General features: G+C 66.2%; 12 protein-coding genes. 6 read left to right on the top strand and 6 right to left on the bottom strand.

Annotation, left to right across the window (positions count from 1 at the left end; all coding sequences use genetic code 11):
* Window positions 1–162 precede the first annotated feature (162 nt).
* The 3 genes from BLT03_RS04105 to BLT03_RS04095 form a co-directional block, all read right to left on the bottom strand.
* Window positions 163–1062: a sulfurtransferase gene (locus BLT03_RS04105; protein WP_092740588.1), complete on the bottom strand. Its 900-nt coding sequence runs from the start codon at window positions 1060–1062 to the stop codon at window positions 163–165.
* A gap of 131 nt (window positions 1063–1193) precedes the next feature.
* Window positions 1194–2105, bottom strand: coding sequence for a DMT family transporter (locus tag BLT03_RS04100; RefSeq protein ID WP_092740586.1), 912 nt, complete (start codon window positions 2103–2105; stop codon window positions 1194–1196).
* A gap of 87 nt (window positions 2106–2192) precedes the next feature.
* On the bottom strand, window positions 2193–3332 hold the full coding sequence (locus BLT03_RS04095) for an aromatic ring-hydroxylating oxygenase subunit alpha (protein WP_092740584.1): 1140 nt from the start codon (window positions 3330–3332) through the stop codon (window positions 2193–2195).
* A gap of 275 nt (window positions 3333–3607) precedes the next feature.
* Between BLT03_RS04095 and xseB the strand changes: the two genes are divergently transcribed.
* The 6 genes from xseB to BLT03_RS04065 all read left to right on the top strand — a co-directional run bounded on the left by xseB (window position 3608) and on the right by BLT03_RS04065 (window position 10843).
* Window positions 3608–3850 carry an exodeoxyribonuclease VII small subunit gene (xseB, locus tag BLT03_RS04090; RefSeq protein ID WP_092740582.1) on the top strand — a complete coding sequence of 81 codons (243 nt, stop codon included), beginning with the start codon at window positions 3608–3610 and terminating at the stop codon, window positions 3848–3850.
* Complete coding sequence (locus tag BLT03_RS04085; protein WP_271466283.1) at window positions 3850–4767, top strand: polyprenyl synthetase family protein; 918 nt, start codon at window positions 3850–3852, stop codon at window positions 4765–4767. The genes xseB and BLT03_RS04085 overlap by 1 nt, the downstream gene beginning before the upstream one ends.
* 133 nt (window positions 4768–4900) lie before the next feature.
* A complete protein-coding gene (gene dxs / locus BLT03_RS04080) occupies window positions 4901–6775 on the top strand; it encodes a 1-deoxy-D-xylulose-5-phosphate synthase (protein WP_092740578.1) in 1875 nt (624 codons plus the stop codon).
* A 269-nt stretch (window positions 6776–7044) separates the two neighbouring features.
* Window positions 7045–8127, top strand: coding sequence for a TRAP transporter substrate-binding protein (locus tag BLT03_RS04075; RefSeq protein WP_092740576.1), 1083 nt, complete (start codon window positions 7045–7047; stop codon window positions 8125–8127).
* 116 nt (window positions 8128–8243) lie between these two features.
* Window positions 8244–9323, top strand: coding sequence for a TRAP transporter substrate-binding protein (locus tag BLT03_RS04070; RefSeq protein ID WP_092740574.1), 1080 nt, complete (start codon window positions 8244–8246; stop codon window positions 9321–9323).
* Window positions 9324–9580: 257 nt separating this feature from the next.
* Window positions 9581–10843 (top strand): putative Na+/H+ antiporter, encoded by a 1263-nt coding sequence (locus BLT03_RS04065; protein WP_092740572.1) that lies wholly within the window; start codon window positions 9581–9583, stop codon window positions 10841–10843.
* A gap of 233 nt (window positions 10844–11076) precedes the next feature.
* Here the strand turns inward: BLT03_RS04065 and BLT03_RS04060 are convergent, their stop codons facing one another.
* From BLT03_RS04060 to BLT03_RS04050, 3 genes are all read right to left on the bottom strand, one after another.
* A complete protein-coding gene (locus tag BLT03_RS04060; RefSeq protein WP_092740570.1) occupies window positions 11077–12876 on the bottom strand; it encodes a TRAP transporter large permease in 1800 nt (599 codons plus the stop codon).
* Window positions 12877–12894: 18 nt separating this feature from the next.
* Window positions 12895–13512, bottom strand: a complete 618-nt coding sequence (locus tag BLT03_RS04055; protein ID WP_092740568.1) for a TRAP transporter small permease subunit — start codon at window positions 13510–13512, stop codon at window positions 12895–12897.
* A gap of 394 nt (window positions 13513–13906) precedes the next feature.
* Window positions 13907–14617: a mechanosensitive ion channel family protein gene (locus BLT03_RS04050; RefSeq protein WP_092740566.1), complete on the bottom strand. Its 711-nt coding sequence runs from the start codon at window positions 14615–14617 to the stop codon at window positions 13907–13909.
* Window positions 14618–14650: the final 33 nt, after the last annotated feature.

The raw sequence follows: 14650 nt of genomic DNA, 5'->3' as shown, positions 1-14650 counted from the left end.
TGGATTGTGAATTCAGCCCAATCAAAAATTAAGTCGGGGTTTGGATGTGCAGCGTGTCTGGTCGGCGCGCTGCCCGTGTAGGAATTTGCCTTACAAAACGCGTGGCCGGTGTCCGACCGCCAGAGGGGCCGGCCTGCTGCACAGCCGGCCGCCCCGAGGGCCTCAACCCCGCTCTACCGGCCGGTCCGGATGGCTGCACCATTCGCTCCAGCTGCCTGCAAACAACGCTGTTTTGCCCAAACCGGCCAGTTCCATGGCCAAAACGTTGGGCACGGCGCTCACGCCGCTGCCGCATTGGTGCACGACCGTCTGCGGCGCACGGCCCCCCAGGAGGGCGTCGAACTCGGCCCGCAACTGCGCTGCGGGCTTGAAGCGCCCGTCCGGCCCGATGTTCTCGCTGAACGGGCGGTTCAGCGCGCCGGGAATGTGGCCGGCCACCGGGTCCAGCGGCTCGACCTCGCCCCGGTAGCGAGCGGGCGCCCGCGCGTCGATCACCGTCTGGCCGGGCTGGCCCAGGGCGGCCTGCACGTCGGCCGCGGTGGCCAGTTGGCGCAGGGGCTCGCCCAGCTTGAAGTTGGACTGGAAATGCGCGGGCTCGTCGCCGCTGGCCAGCGCCCCGCCTGCGGCCGTCCAGGCCTGCAGGCCGCCGTCCAGCACGGCCACCGCGTCGTGGCCCGCCCACTTGAGCATCCACCACAGGCGGCCGCAGTAGTTGGCGCCATTGCGGTCGTACACCACGGCCTGCATCTGGTTGGTGAAGCCGATGCGCGAGAGCCAGGCTTCGAGCCGGTCGCGGTTGGGCAGGGGGTGGCGCCCGCCGGATGCGGGCTGGTCGGCCTCGGTGGCGACGATGGTGCCGCCTGCGCCGGGCGCGCCGTGCTTGGCGCTCAGGTCGCGATCCAGGTGCGCATAGAGCGCGCCGGGAATGTGCGATTCACGGTATTGCTGCTCGCCCGACGAGGGCTGCGACAGGTCGAACGTGCAGTCGAAAACCATCAGCGGCGCACCGCTGGCGATGAGGGACTGGAGTTCGGCGGCGGAGATCAAGGTGGTGTACGGCATGGCGCTCCTGCGGTGGCAAACAAGCCCTTATTGTGGGCCGGAGCCGGGCGCCCGCACGTCGGACAGACCTTACCGCAGCGACGCCTGCGCTCCCGTGCGCCCCGGCATGCCCGAGGGCGCCGAGGGCGCGATCAGTGTTCCTCGGCCGGCGCGCCGGGCGCCGCGCGGGCGCGCAGCACGGTGGCCACGATGCCGCTCACCACGATCAGCGCCATGCCGGCCCAGCCGATGAGCGGAATGTCGTCCCCGAACAGCAACACGCTGTACAGCCCCGCGAACACGATGCCCGAATACTGCAGGTTGGCCACCACCAGCGTGCCGCGCGAAGTGCGCGCGCTGGCATAGGCACGGGTCAGGCACAGCTGGCCCGCCGCGGCCAGCACGCCGATGGGCAGCAGCCACAGGCTCGGCCAGCCGGGCCATTCGGAGGTGCCCGTGAGCAGCAGGCCCGCGCCGCCGGCCACCGCCGAGCCCACCGCGAAATAGAACACCGTGCGCGTCTCGGGCTCGCCCAGCCGCGACAGCGCCATCACCTGCATGTAGGCGAAGGCTGCGGTCAGGCCCGACAGCAGCCCGATCACGCCGGCGAATGCCTGGTTCTGGTCCAGGCTGGGGCGCAGCATCATCACCACGCCGGCGAAGCCAACCATCACGGTGAACACCAGCGTGCCCTGCAGCGGCGGTCGCGAACTGACGCTGGAGGGCCGCCAGGCCAGCAGCGCACCCCCTACGAGGAAGGCGGCGATCCACACGCTGCTCATGTAGTTGAGCGTCATGGCGGTGGCCAGCGGCAGGTGGGCGATGGCGTAGAACCACGACCCCAGCGACACCACGCCAATCAGGCTGCGCCAGGCGTGCATGCCCGGGTATTGCGTGCCCAGCTTGACCCCTTGCGACCGCGCCAGGGCCCACAGGATCGCCATGCCGATGATGCCGCGGTAGCACACCAGTTCGGCCGAGTTGAAATACGCCGAAGCCACCTTGACGCACACGCCCATGCTGGCGAAAAGGAACGCGGCCAACACCATCCAGAGCGCTTGCATGGGAGTGAGTTTTCAGTGAAAAAGGCTGCCCACCTTAGTGAATCATGCGGTGGCAGCTATTGTTTTAATAGCAAACGGCAGGTGTCGTCAGCGCTTCGGAACCGCATCTCCCATGGCGGCGCGGTACCACTCGTGAAAGTGCTGCATGCCGTCTTCCATGGGGCTCTGGTAGGGGCCGACCTCGTTGTCGCTGCGGTCGTAGAGCGCGCGGCGGCCGGCGTCCATGCGCTCGCCGATCTCGTCGTCCTCGATGCAGGTCTCCATATAGGCGGCCTGCTGCGCTTCGACGAATTCGCGCTCGAACGCGGTGATCTCTTCGGGGTAGTAGAACTCCACCATGTTCATCGTCTTGGTCGGGCTGACGGGGTGCAGCGTCGAGACGGTGAGCACGTGCGGATACCACTCCACCATGATGTGCGGGTAGTAGGTGAGCCAGATCGCGCCGCGCTCGGGCATCTTGCCTTCGCGGTACTGCAGCAGCACATCGTGCCACTTGCGGTAGATGTCGGAGCCGGGCTTGCCGAAGGTCGAGGCCACGCCCACCGTCTGCACCGAATAGTGCTTCTGGAACTCCCAGCTCAGGTCCTCGCAGGTGACGAAGTTGCCTAGGCCGGGGTGGAACGGTCCGACGTGGTAATCCTCGAGGTAGACCTCGATGAACGTCTTCCAGTTGTAGTTGCACTCGTGCATTTCCACGCGGTCGAGCGAAAAGCCTTCGAAGCTCAGTTCCGCGCGCGGGCCCATGCCGCCCAAGTCGGCGCCGATGTCGCGGCCGTTGTCCTCGAACAAGAGACCGTTCCACTCGCGCAGGCCGTAGTTGTTGAGGTTCAGGCACGGGTCCTGCGAGAAGTGCGGCGCGCCCAGCAGCTGGCCGCTGGGCGAATACGTCCAGCGGTGCAGCGGGCACACGATGTTGCCGCCGGCATGGCCCTTGCCATGGCCCTGCAGGGTGCCGCGGCCCTTGAGCATCACGGCCTGGCGGTGGCGGCAGACGTTGGAGATCAGCTCGACGCCGCCCTGCGCATTGCGCACGAGCGCACGGCCTTCGCCTTCCTGCGGCAGGGCATAGTAGTCGCCCGCATGGGGCACGGAAAGCTGGTGCCCCACATAGCGGGGCCCGCGCTGGAAGATGGTCTCCAACTCGCGCTGGAACAGCGCCTCGTCAAAGTAGCTCGAAACTGGTAGTTGGCTTGCGGCCTGCTGCAGTTGAAGACTTAAATCAGACATGGGTGACCTGACCTAAAGACTCCCCACAGGGAGGGTGCGTGAAGTGCACACAGAAAAAAAGAAACCGGCATGCAAGCCGGCCCGAAGGGAATGGGATTGTAGCCGGTGGGGTTATTTCCGCGCCCCCCGTATGTGTATTGGCGAGGCATGCTTGAGCGCTTCGCGCCGGGCCCTGGAGCCTGCCGTGTCGCCCAGGAGCTGGCGGTTTCCACCCTGTGCCATAGGGAGGGCCTAAAATCGCCCGTTTTACCTGCGCGTTCGCCGCTCCCCGTTCCATGCCCAAGGCCTCCGCCACCCCCCCGAAACTCCCCGAACCCGCCAGCTACGAAGCCGCGCTGGAAGAGCTGGAGCAACTCGTGGGGCGCATCGAATCGGGCCAGTTGCCGCTGGACCAGATGCTGGCCGGCTACCAGCGCGGCGCGGCGCTGCTGGCCTTTTGCCGCGGCCGCCTGGAAGCCGTGCAGGACCAGATCAAGGTATTGGACGAAGGAGCGTTGCAGCCATGGACGCAGGACTGATGACGACCCCTCTGGCAACGCCCACCGCCGCGCCGTTCGACCTCTCCGGCTGGAGCCACGCGCAACTGGCGCGCGTGGAAGAGGCCCTCTCGCGCTGGGTGTGCAGCGACGCCCCCGCGGGCCTGGGCGAGGCCATGCGCTATGCCGTGCTCGACGGCGGCAAGCGGCTGCGCCCGCTGCTGGTGCTGGCAGCCTCCGAGGCCGTCGATGGCCTCGATGAAGCAGCCCTGCGCGCTGCCTGCTCCGTAGAACTGATCCACGCCTATTCCCTGGTGCACGACGACATGCCGTGCATGGACAACGACGTGCTGCGCCGCGGCAAGCCCACGGTGCATGTGCGCTTCGGCGAAGCGCGGGCCCTGCTGGCCGGCGATGCGCTGCAGGCGCTGGCTTTCGGCCTGCTCACGCCCGAAGGCCCGGGCGTGCCGCCCGCCATGCAGGCCACGCTGTGCCGCATGCTCGCGGGCGCCGCAGGTGCCGACGGCATGGCCGGCGGCCAGGCCATCGACCTGGCCAGCGTAGGCCACGCCCTGACGGAGGCCGAACTGCGCCAGATGCACAAGCTCAAGACCGGCGCGCTGCTGCAAGGCAGCGTGGTGATGGGCGCAGCCTGCGGGCACGCCACGGCTGCGGCCCTGGCCGCGCTGTCGCAATACGGCGCCGCACTGGGCCTGGCGTTCCAGGTGGTGGACGACATCCTCGATGTGACCGCCGACTCCGCCACGCTGGGCAAGACCGCCGGCAAGGATGCTGCGAGCGACAAGCCCACTTACGTTTCTCTGCTCGGGCTCGACCGCGCCAGGGCCCACGCCGACGAACTGCTGGCCGATGCCAAGGCCGCGCTGGCGGCCAGCGGCCTGCCCGACACGCGGGCGCTGGCGGCGCTGGCCGACATGGTGGTGAACCGCTCGCACTGATGATGATGGCGGCGCGCCTGCCTTCGCCCGCCCGCGGGCCGGCCGCCACGATGGCCCGGGCGCCGTGCCCCGTTGACCGAACGGCCTGCAGCGCTTGTGTGTATTGCGCAAGCAGCTACTAAAAAGATAGCTTATGTCCACGACTTCCTTCCCCCTGCTGCAGACCATCAACGACCCGGCCGACCTGCGCCGCCTGTCGCGCGCCGAACTGAAAGACCTGGCCACCGAGCTGCGCGCCTTCGTGCTGGACAGCGTCTCCAAGACCGGCGGCCACCTGAGTTCGAACCTGGGCACGGTGGAGCTGACGGTGGCGCTGCACACCGTGTTCGACACCCCGCGCGACCGCCTGGTCTGGGACGTGGGCCACCAGACCTATCCGCACAAGATCCTGACCGGCCGGCGCGAGCGCATGGGCACGCTGCGCCAGTTCGGCGGGCTGTCGGGCTTTCCGCAGCGCGCCGAAAGCGAGTACGACACCTTCGGCACGGCGCATTCCAGCACCAGCATTTCGGCGGCGCTGGGCATGGCATTGGCGGCCAAGCAGCATGGCGAGAACCGCCATGCGGTCGCCATCATCGGCGACGGCGCCATGACGGCCGGCATGGCGTTCGAGGCGCTCAACAACGCCGGCGTGGCCGATGCCAACCTGCTGGTCATCCTGAACGACAACGACATGAGCATCAGCCCGCCGGTGGGTGCGCTCAATCGGTATCTGGCGCAGCTCATGAGCGGCCATTTCTACGCCGCGGCCAAGAACATGGGCAAGACGGTGCTCAAGCCGGTGCCGCCGCTGCTGGAGTTCGCCAAGCGGCTGGAGCAGCAGGCCAAGGGCATGGTCGTGCCGGCCACGCTGTTCGAAAAGTTCGGCTTCAACTACATCGGGCCCATCGACGGGCACGACCTCGACTCGCTCATCCCCACGCTGGAAAACATCAAGGGGCTGAAGGGCCCGCAGTTCCTGCACGTGGTCACCAAAAAGGGCCAGGGCTACAAGCTGGCCGAGGCCGATCCGGTGGCCTACCACGGCCCGGGCAAGTTCGACCCGAGCGTGGGCCTGACCCAGCCGGCCACGCCGCCCAAGCAGACCTTCACGCAGGTGTTCGGCCAGTGGCTGTGCGACATGGCGGCGAAGGACGAGCGGCTGGTGGGCATCACGCCCGCCATGCGCGAAGGCTCCGGCATGGTGGAGTTCGAAAAGCGCTTTCCCGGCCGCTATTACGACGTAGGCATCGCCGAGCAACATGCGGTGACCTTTGCCGCCGGCATGGCCTGCGAAGGCGTCAAGCCGGTGGTGGCGATCTATTCGACCTTCCTGCAGCGCGCCTACGACCAGCTCATCCACGACGTGGCCCTGCAGAACCTGCCCGTGGTGTTCGCGCTCGACCGCGCGGGCCTGGTCGGCGCCGATGGCGCGACGCACGCCGGCGCCTACGACATTCCGTTCGTGCGCTGCATTCCCAACATGAGCATGGCGTGCCCGGCCGACGAGCGCGAGTGCCGGCAACTCCTGACCACTGCCTTCGAGCAGGACCACCCCGTTGCCGTGCGCTACCCGCGCGGCAGCGGTGCAGGCGTGGTGCCGCTGGCCAGCCTGGAAGGGCTGCCCTTCGGCAAGGGCGAGGTGCGGCGCACCACCAGCGCGCCTGCGGGGCGGCGAATCGCCATCCTGGCCTTCGGCACGTTGCTGTATCCCGCGCTGCAGGCCGCCGAAGCGCTGGACGCCACGGTCGTCAACATGCGCTGGGCCAAGCCCATCGACAAGGACCTGTTGCTGCAGGTGGCCGCGAACCACGAAGCGCTGGTCACGCTGGAAGAGGGCACCACCGTGGGCGGGGCCGGCAGCGCCGTGTGCGAGGCACTCAATGCCGCGGGCGTGCTGCGCCCGGTGCTGCAGCTGGGCCTGCCCGATGCGTTCATCGAGCATGGCGACCCGGCCAAGCTGCTGGCGCTGCAGGGGCTGGATGCCGAGGGCATTCAGCGCGCCATTGCGGCCCGCTTCGGCGCCTGACGATTTCCGAAGAGCGGATCGAAGACCCAACCGCGGCGGATCGCCGCCGAAGGCACCGCGTGCAAGGCGCGGGGCGTTCGCGTGGGCGAACGGCGGCAAGTCTTGCGGCATTGCTTGCAGAAGTCTGAATTGATAGCACCGAATGGCGGCATTTAGCGGGAAAACCCCAGCCAATGCCGGGGGGGCTATTTCTACAATCGTTTACCCATTCGCTGCGCTGCACGGAGTTCCATCCGGCGGCGCAGTGTCATTACTTTCGGAGACAACCCATGGATCGTCGTTCCCTCATCAAGCAGGCCGGTATTGCAGGCGTTCTCGCCGCTGGCATGGCGCCAGCCGTGCATGCCCAGACCGCCGTGCGCTGGCGCCTGGCGTCCAGCTTCCCCAAATCCCTGGACACGATCTTCGGTAGCGCTGAGATGTTCTCCAAGACGGTGAAGGCCCTGTCGGGCGGCAAGTTCGAAGTGTCGGTGCATGCCGGCGGCGAACTGCTCCCACCCTTCGGCGTGGTCGATGCCATCCAGAACGGCACCATCGAAATGGCGCAGACGGCGCCGTATTACTTCACCGGCAAGGACTCCATCTTCGCCTTCGGCTGCGCGGTGCCCTTCGGCCTCACGGCCCGCCAGATGGACGCCTGGATGGAGCACGGCAACGGCCGCAAGCTGATGGACGCGTTCTACGCCAACTACAACATCAAGAGCCGCAGCGCCGGCAACACCGGCACGCAGATGGGCGGCTGGTACCGCAAGGAAATCAAGACGGCCGCCGACCTGAAGGGCCTGAAGATGCGCATGGGCGGCGGACTGTTCGGCGAAGCCATGCAAAAGCTCGGCGTGGTGGCCCAGAACATGCCGGCCGGCGACGTGTACCAGGCGCTGGAAAAGGGCACGCTCGATGCCACCGAATTCGTGGGCCCCTACGACGACGAGAAGCTCGGCTTCAACAAGGTCGCCCCTTACTACTACTACCCCGGCTGGTGGGAAGGCAGTGCCGAGCTGGAGTTCTTCATCAACGCCAAGGCCTACGCTGCGTTGTCGCCCGAGTTCCAGGCCATCGTCGATGCCGCCACTGCCGTGGCTGCGCGCGACATGACGGCCAAGTACGACGCCTTCAACCCCATCGCGCTCAAGCGCCTGGTGGCCGCCAAGACGCAGCTCAAGGCGTTCTCCAAAGAGATCATGGATGCCGGCTACCAAGCCTCCATGGAAGTGTTCGCCGAGCACGAAGCCAAGTCGCCCGAGTTCAAGAAGATCCACCAGGACATGCGCTCGTTCCAGCGCGACCAGCTGCTGTGGGCCCGCTACTCGGAACTGCGCTTCGACACCTACATGGCCGGCGTGAAGCTCTGATCCGGCATGCGGGGCGCGCTACCCGCCGCGCCCCGCCTGATTCGCCGTGCCTGCCGTGCCGCCGCTACCCGCGGCGCATGAAGGCTCTCTTGTTTTCTTCATACCTGGAGGTATCCATGGATCGTCGTTCCCTCATTAAAAACGCAGGCATTGCCGGAGTGCTGGCTGCCGGTGTCGCGCCTGCCGTTCATGCCCAGGCGGCAGTGCGCTGGCGCCTGGCTTCGAGCTTTCCCAAATCGCTGGACACGATTTATGGCTCGGCCGACGTGTTTTCCAAGGCCGTGAAGGAAATGTCGGGCGGCAAGTTCGAAATCTCCGTGCACGCGGCCGGCGAGCTGATGCCCGCTTTCGGCGTGGTCGACGGCGTGCAGAACGGCACGGTGGAAATGGCGCACACGGCGCCTTACTACTTCTTCGGCAAGAGCGAAGCGTTCGCCATCGGCGGCGCCATTCCGTTCGGCATGAACTCCCGCCAGCTCACGTCCTGGATGATCGACGGCAATGGCTCGAAGCTCATGCGCGAGTTCTATGCCAAGTACAACATCGTGAACTTCGTCGGCGGCAACACGGGTGCCCAGATGGGCGGCTGGTTCCGCAAGGAAGTCAAGACGCCTGCGGACATCAAGGGTCTGAAGTTCCGGGTGGGCGGTTTCGCCGGCCGCGTGATCGAGCGCATGGGCGGCGTGCCGCAGAACATTCCTGCTGGCGAGATCTACCAGAGCCTGGAAAAAGGCACGATCGACGCCGCCGAGTGGATCGGCCCGTACGACGATCTGAAGCTGGGCCTGAACAAGGTCGCGCCGTTCTACTACTACCCCGGATGGTGGGAAGGCAGCCTGAACCTCGAGTTCTACATCAACGACAAGGCCTTCAACGGCCTGTCGTCCGAGAACAAGGCCATCGTCCAGGCCGCGGCCCACGAGGCCCATGTGACCACGCAGGCCCGCTACGACGCACGCAACCCCGGCGCGCTCAAGCAACTCGTGGCGGCCAAGTCGAAGGTGCTGCCGTTCCCGCAGTCGGTGCTGGAAGCTTCGTTCAAGACCTCCATGGAGGTGTATGCCGAGCTGGCCGAGAAGAATGCCGACTGGAAGAAGATCTACGGCGATTACCGCAACTTCCAGCGCGACCAGATTCTGTGGTTCCGCTTTGCCGAGGCGCGGTTCGACAGCTTCATGTCTGCGCAAAAGCTCTGACCTTCGCGTCGGTGAAAAGGCCCGCTCCGTGTGAGCGGGCTTTTTTTTGCCCGGCCGGTGCTTGAACGCTCCAGACAAGGAATCGAGAGCGAAGCGTAACGGCGCGCGAAAGTGTCGGTCTCGCCGTGGGGTCTTGCCGCAGTGCCTTGCGGTGCATGCGGCGGGTAAACTTCGACCTGGGTGGAGCGCCATGTCGGGCGTTTCAGGATTAGCGCAGGTCGGGCCGCCTCGCTGCTTTGGCACGACCAGGAGCCTTCATGTCCGACACCCCGATCCAATGGATCGCCGCATCCATCTTTGCGCTCGCCCTGCTGCACACGTTCAGCGCCAAGCAGTTCGAACGGCTCTCCCATCGTTACCCGCGCCACGGCGGTCTGTTCCATCTGCTGGGCGAAGTGGAAGTCGTCTTCGGCTTCTGGGCCATCGTGCTGATCGTCGCCATGGCGCTGGTCGTGAGCGGCAGCGATGCGCTGCAATATGCCGAATCGCGCAACTACACCGAGCCTCTCTTCGTGTTCGTGGTGATGGTGATCGCGGCCTCGCGGCCGGTGCTGCGCACCGTCGTGTCGCTGGTCGATGCCATCGCCCATGCGGTGCCCGTGAAGACCCCGCTGGCGACGGCATGGCTCGGCCTGGCCGCCGTGCCGTTGCTGGGTTCGCTCATCACCGAGCCCGCTGCGATGACCATTGCGGCCCTCATGCTGGCCCCGCAGATTTTTCGGCGCCAGGTTCCGGAGCGGGTGAAGTACCTGGCGCTGGGCGTGCTGTTCGTGAACGTCTCGATCGGCGGCACCCTCACGTCCTATGCCGCGCCGCCCGTGCTGATGGTGGCGACCACCTGGCAGTGGGACAGCGCCTTCATGCTGGCCACGTTCGGCTGGAAGGCTGCCATCGCCGTGTTGGTGAACGCCACCGTGGCCACCTATGTGTTGCGCGGGCATCTGCGTTCTGCGAGCGCGGAAGACGGCGAAGGCCTTCAGGAAGCGCGCGTGCCGCTGCCGGTAGTACTGGTGCATCTGGGGCTGCTGGCAGGCGTGGTGCTGTTTGCACACCATCCCGTGGTGTTTCTGGGCCTGTTCCTGATGTTTCTCGGGTTCACGCAAGCCTATGAGCGCCACCAGAGTCCTCTGATCCTGAAAGAGGCGCTGTTGGTCGGCTTCTTTCTCGCGGGCCTGGTGGTGCTGGGCGGCATGCAGCAATGGTGGCTGCAGCCCATCGTCTCCGGGCTCTCGCCCGTCGCTCTGTTTCTCGGGGCCCTCGCCTTCACGGCCATCACGGACAACGCGGCGCTCACCTACCTCGGCTCGCTGATCGTCGGCATCTCCGACCCGGCGAAGTACATGCTCGTCGCGGGCGCAGTGGCGGGCGGTGGCCTGACCGTGATCGCCAATGCGCCGAACCCGGCCGGCGTGGCCTTGCTCAAGCGGGGATTCGCCGACGAGACCATCGGCGCAGGCGGCTTGCTGCTCGGCGCGCTGGGCCCGACCGCCGTAGCGGCCGCCGCGTTTCTGTTCCTGTAACGGCTTCTCGGTCGAGCCGCTGCACTGCACCCCACCGCACCGCACCCAGTTCACTTCACTGCACTCTGCTTAGCTGCATCCAACGCGCTCAGCACGCGGCAGCGGCGGGCCAGGCCAGGCCAGACCACATCCCATGAAAAAGGCCCCCTTGGCATTCACCAAGGGGGCCTCCTTCGAAGCAGGGCCTGAGCACCGGCCCTGCGCCTTCGATCACATCACGCGATCACCGCGCATCACTCTTTCTTCTCGGAGCGGCTGAGCGCTTCTTCCATGGCTTTCATGGGATCGTCCTCCGTGCTTCCGGGCTGTGCATCCGAAGAGGCACCGGCGCCGGGCGGCGATGCGCCTTCCATGTCCTTGGCCGGGTCTTCGCCAAAGCTCGGGTCGGGCATGGCCGCTTCCATTTCCATGCGCACCTTGTCCAGATCGTAGACCTCTTTCTTGTCCAGCCCGCTGGACACGATGCCCGGGAAGGCGATGACCAGGGCCACCATCAGGATCTGGATGGCCAGGAACGGCAGGGCGCCCCAGTAGATCTGCTGCGTGGTGACTGGCTGGATCACCTTCTTCGTGACCTTGTCCACATATGCCTTCACCGGTGCCACGCTGCGCAGGTAGAACAGCGCGAAGCCGAAGGGCGGGTGCATGAACGAGGTCTGCATGTTGATGGCCAGCAGCACGCCGAACCAGATCAGGTCGATGCCCAGCTTGTCGGCCACCGGCGCCAGCAGCGGCACCACGATGAACGACAGTTCGAAGAAGTCCAGGAAGAACGCCAGGAAGAACACCATGATGTTCACCACGATGAGGAACCCGAGCTGCCCGCCCGGCAGGCCGGCCAGCAGATGCTCCACCCACAGCGGCCCGTCCACGCCCTGGAAGGTCAGGCCGAAGATCGTGGCGCCGATCAGGATGAACACCACGAAGCACGACAGCTTGGTCGTGGTGTTCAGTGCCTGCTGCAGCAGCTGGAAGCTCATGCGCCGGCGTGCAATGGCCATGATCAGCGCGCCCACGGCGCCCATCGCGCCGCCTTCGGTCGGTGTCGCCACGCCCAGGAAAATCGTGCCCAGCACCAGGAAAATCAGCAGCAGCGGGGGAATGAGCACGAAGGTCACGCGCTCCGCCATGCGCGACAGCAGGCCCATGCGGGTCACCTTGTTGAGCATGGCGACTGCGAAGGCCAGCGCCACGCCGAAGCACATGGCGACCACGATGGTCTCGTCCAGCGCAACGCGCTCGACCGTCTCGCCCGTCCACCAGGTGTGCAGTTGCGCCATGTGCTGGCCGACGTAGATGGATGCGGCCGTGCAGATGACCGTCAGCACCAGCAGCGACAGCACGCCGCTCTTGCCGTTGTCGTCACGCAGCGTGCGTGCTTCGGGCGGCAGGGCGGGCACCCATTGGGGCTTGATGAAAGCCAGCAGTACGACGTAGAGCGCGTAGAAGCCGGTGAGCATCAGCCCGGGCAGGAAGGCGCCCTTGTACATATCGCCCACGCTGCGGCCCAGTTGGTCGGCGATGATGATCAGCACCAGCGACGGCGGAATGATCTGCGCCAGCGTGCCCGAGGCCGCGATCACGCCCGCGGCCAGCCGCCGGTCATAGCCGTAGCGCAGCATGATCGGCAGCGAGATGAGGCCCATCGAAATCACCGATGCGGCAACGACGCCCGTGGTGGCCGCCAGCAGCGCGCCGACGAAGATCACCGCCAGGGCCAGGCCACCGCGGACCGGGCCGAACAATTGGCCGATGGTGTCCAGCAGATCCTCCGCCATTCCGCTTCGCTCCAGGATGAGCCCCATGAGCGTGAAGAACGGGATGGCCAGCAGGGTGTCGTTCTGCATGATGCCGAAGATGCGCAGCGGCATGGCCTGCAGCAGGGCCTCGGGCAGCACGCCCATCTCGACGCCGATGAAGGCAAAGAAGAGGCCGCAGGCCCCGAGGCTGAACGCCACCGGAAAGCCCACCAGCAAGAAGCAGATCAGCCCCGCGAACATGATCGGGGCCAGGTTGTGTGCAATGAATTCCATCGTTGTCTCCGGCGCGCGTCAGGGGGCTTTTGGTGTTGTGGTCTGGGCCCCGCCGGCTTCCGCCAGGCGACGGATCGATTCCGCGAGTTCTTCCTCGGTCGACTTCTCCCCCTTCTTCACGGTCGGGTCTTCGATCAGGCCCTTCAGGAAGGCGATGCGCTTGATCAGTTCGGACCAGCCTTGCAGCACCAGCAGCGTGAACCCGAGCGGCATCATGAGATAGACCGGCCAGCGGATCAGGCCGCCGGCGTTGCTGGACATTTCGCTCGTCTTCAGTGCGTTGATGAAGAACGGCGTGCCGAACCACAGCACCGCCGCGCACATGGGTGTGAGGAACACGACGAAGCCGAAGATGTCGATCCAGGTCTGTGCGCGCTTGCTGAGCTTGCTGGCGATCACGTCCACCCGAACGTGCTCACCCTGCAGCAGCGTGTAACCCGCCGCCAGCAAGAACGAGGCGGCAAACAGGTACCACTGGACTTCCAGAAACGCATTGGAGCTGGCGTTGAAGGCTTTGCGCACCACCGCGTTGACCGCACTGATGACGGTGGAGCCCAGGATGAGCCAGATGACGTATTTGCCGACGAAGGTGTTGAGCCAGTCAACTCCCCGCGAGAAACGGAGTAGGGCCTGCATGATGTTTATGTCTCCAAATGGGCTTCAGGTACTTTGCCTGAGCGCCTGGCTGTGCACCGGGCACTCTTGTCCAGGCCGGATTCTAAGGAGTCCTCCACTGGAGACCCTGACGATAGGGTGACGGCGCCGGCAGTGCCACGCAGGAAAACCCCCGGCCTGCGCAAGCGCCTCGCCGGGCCGTGCCGCGCAGCCCTTCCAGGGCTCAGCGAAGCGCGTGGCAGACCGCACTGCCGCAGTGTTTCCACAGAGGCGGGGAGGGTGCCGGAACCCGCGCCAGCCGTGCGATGCGGCAGTGCCGGTGGCGATTGCCCTGGCCACCAAAGCGACGCGGCCAGTCGCCTTGGTAGGTGACTGGCCGCGTCGTGTGCCGATGCTTCGGGAAAACCCCGAGCGCTTATGGAATCCGGTGATCTTCCCCGGCAGGCCCTTCACCCGGACCGCGCTTGCGCGGCCACCAGTGCTCGATGCACTCCGCGGCCCGCTCCTTGCCCCCTAAGCCGAAGGCCAGGGCCAGCGCGAAGACGGCGCCGCCCAGGATGATGAGGAAGCTCTGGCGTACGATGTCGCCGCCGATGCGCAACTGGTCCAGCGCGATCAGCACCACGAAGGCGACGATTGCGTACTGGGCCAGCTTGCCCAGCAGAACCGTTTCCTTCATGCCGCTGCGCCGGCCTTGCGAAGCCACCATTTCGCCGACGAACCGCCCGAAGTACGAACCCAGCGCCAGGATGATGAGCGCGATGAACAGGTTGGGCACGAACCACACCACCCGGCTGAGCAGCGCGGTCACATAGCTCAGGCCCAGGCCGTTGAAGGCGATGAGCAGTGATGCCAGGATGACCAGCCAGTACACCAGCACCCCGAAGATGCTGGTGGTGTCGCCCTGCACGCCGCCTTGCTTCAGGAAGCTGTCGAGCCCCGCGCGCTGCGTGAGCACCTGGAAGTTGATCGCGCGCAGCCCGCGGGTGACGGCAAAGCGCGCGGCCTTGGCCACCAGCCAGCCGGCAACGACGACGAGCAGGGCGATCAGAAGCCGCGGCAGGAACGCGCTGACCTGCAGCAGCATGGCGCGGGCCGGCTCCAGATGAATACCGAAATTTTCCATGGAAGGATGCCCTCAGATTGGTCGTGTGAACGT

The sequence above is a fragment of the Paracidovorax valerianellae genome (genome assembly GCF_900102625.1).
GTDB lineage: Bacteria > Pseudomonadota > Gammaproteobacteria > Burkholderiales > Burkholderiaceae_C > Paracidovorax > Paracidovorax valerianellae.
Note: the sequence above shows the minus strand (reverse complement) of the source record. Positions and strands in the feature narration are given on the sequence as shown.

Bases quoted from the DNA above. Each gene is read 5' to 3' on its own strand.
- dxs (WP_092740578.1), top strand. From the start codon at position 4,901: ATGTCCACGACTTCCTTCCCCCTGCTGCAGACCATCAACGACCCGGCC.
- BLT03_RS04070 (WP_092740574.1), top strand. From the start codon at position 8,244: ATGGATCGTCGTTCCCTCATTAAAAACGCAGGCATTGCCGGAGTGCTG.
- BLT03_RS04055 (WP_092740568.1), bottom strand. From the start codon at position 13,512: ATGCAGGCCCTACTCCGTTTCTCGCGGGGAGTTGACTGGCTCAACACC.
- BLT03_RS04085 (WP_271466283.1), top strand. From the start codon at position 3,850: ATGACGACCCCTCTGGCAACGCCCACCGCCGCGCCGTTCGACCTCTCC.
- BLT03_RS04065 (WP_092740572.1), top strand. From the start codon at position 9,581: ATGTCCGACACCCCGATCCAATGGATCGCCGCATCCATCTTTGCGCTC.
- BLT03_RS04100 (WP_092740586.1), bottom strand. From the start codon at position 2,105: ATGCAAGCGCTCTGGATGGTGTTGGCCGCGTTCCTTTTCGCCAGCATG.
- BLT03_RS04105 (WP_092740588.1), bottom strand. From the start codon at position 1,062: ATGCCGTACACCACCTTGATCTCCGCCGCCGAACTCCAGTCCCTCATC.
- BLT03_RS04050 (WP_092740566.1), bottom strand. From the start codon at position 14,617: ATGGAAAATTTCGGTATTCATCTGGAGCCGGCCCGCGCCATGCTGCTG.
- BLT03_RS04060 (WP_092740570.1), bottom strand. From the start codon at position 12,876: ATGGAATTCATTGCACACAACCTGGCCCCGATCATGTTCGCGGGGCTG.
- BLT03_RS04095 (WP_092740584.1), bottom strand. From the start codon at position 3,332: ATGTCTGATTTAAGTCTTCAACTGCAGCAGGCCGCAAGCCAACTACCA.
- xseB (WP_092740582.1), top strand. From the start codon at position 3,608: ATGCCCAAGGCCTCCGCCACCCCCCCGAAACTCCCCGAACCCGCCAGC.
- BLT03_RS04075 (WP_092740576.1), top strand. From the start codon at position 7,045: ATGGATCGTCGTTCCCTCATCAAGCAGGCCGGTATTGCAGGCGTTCTC.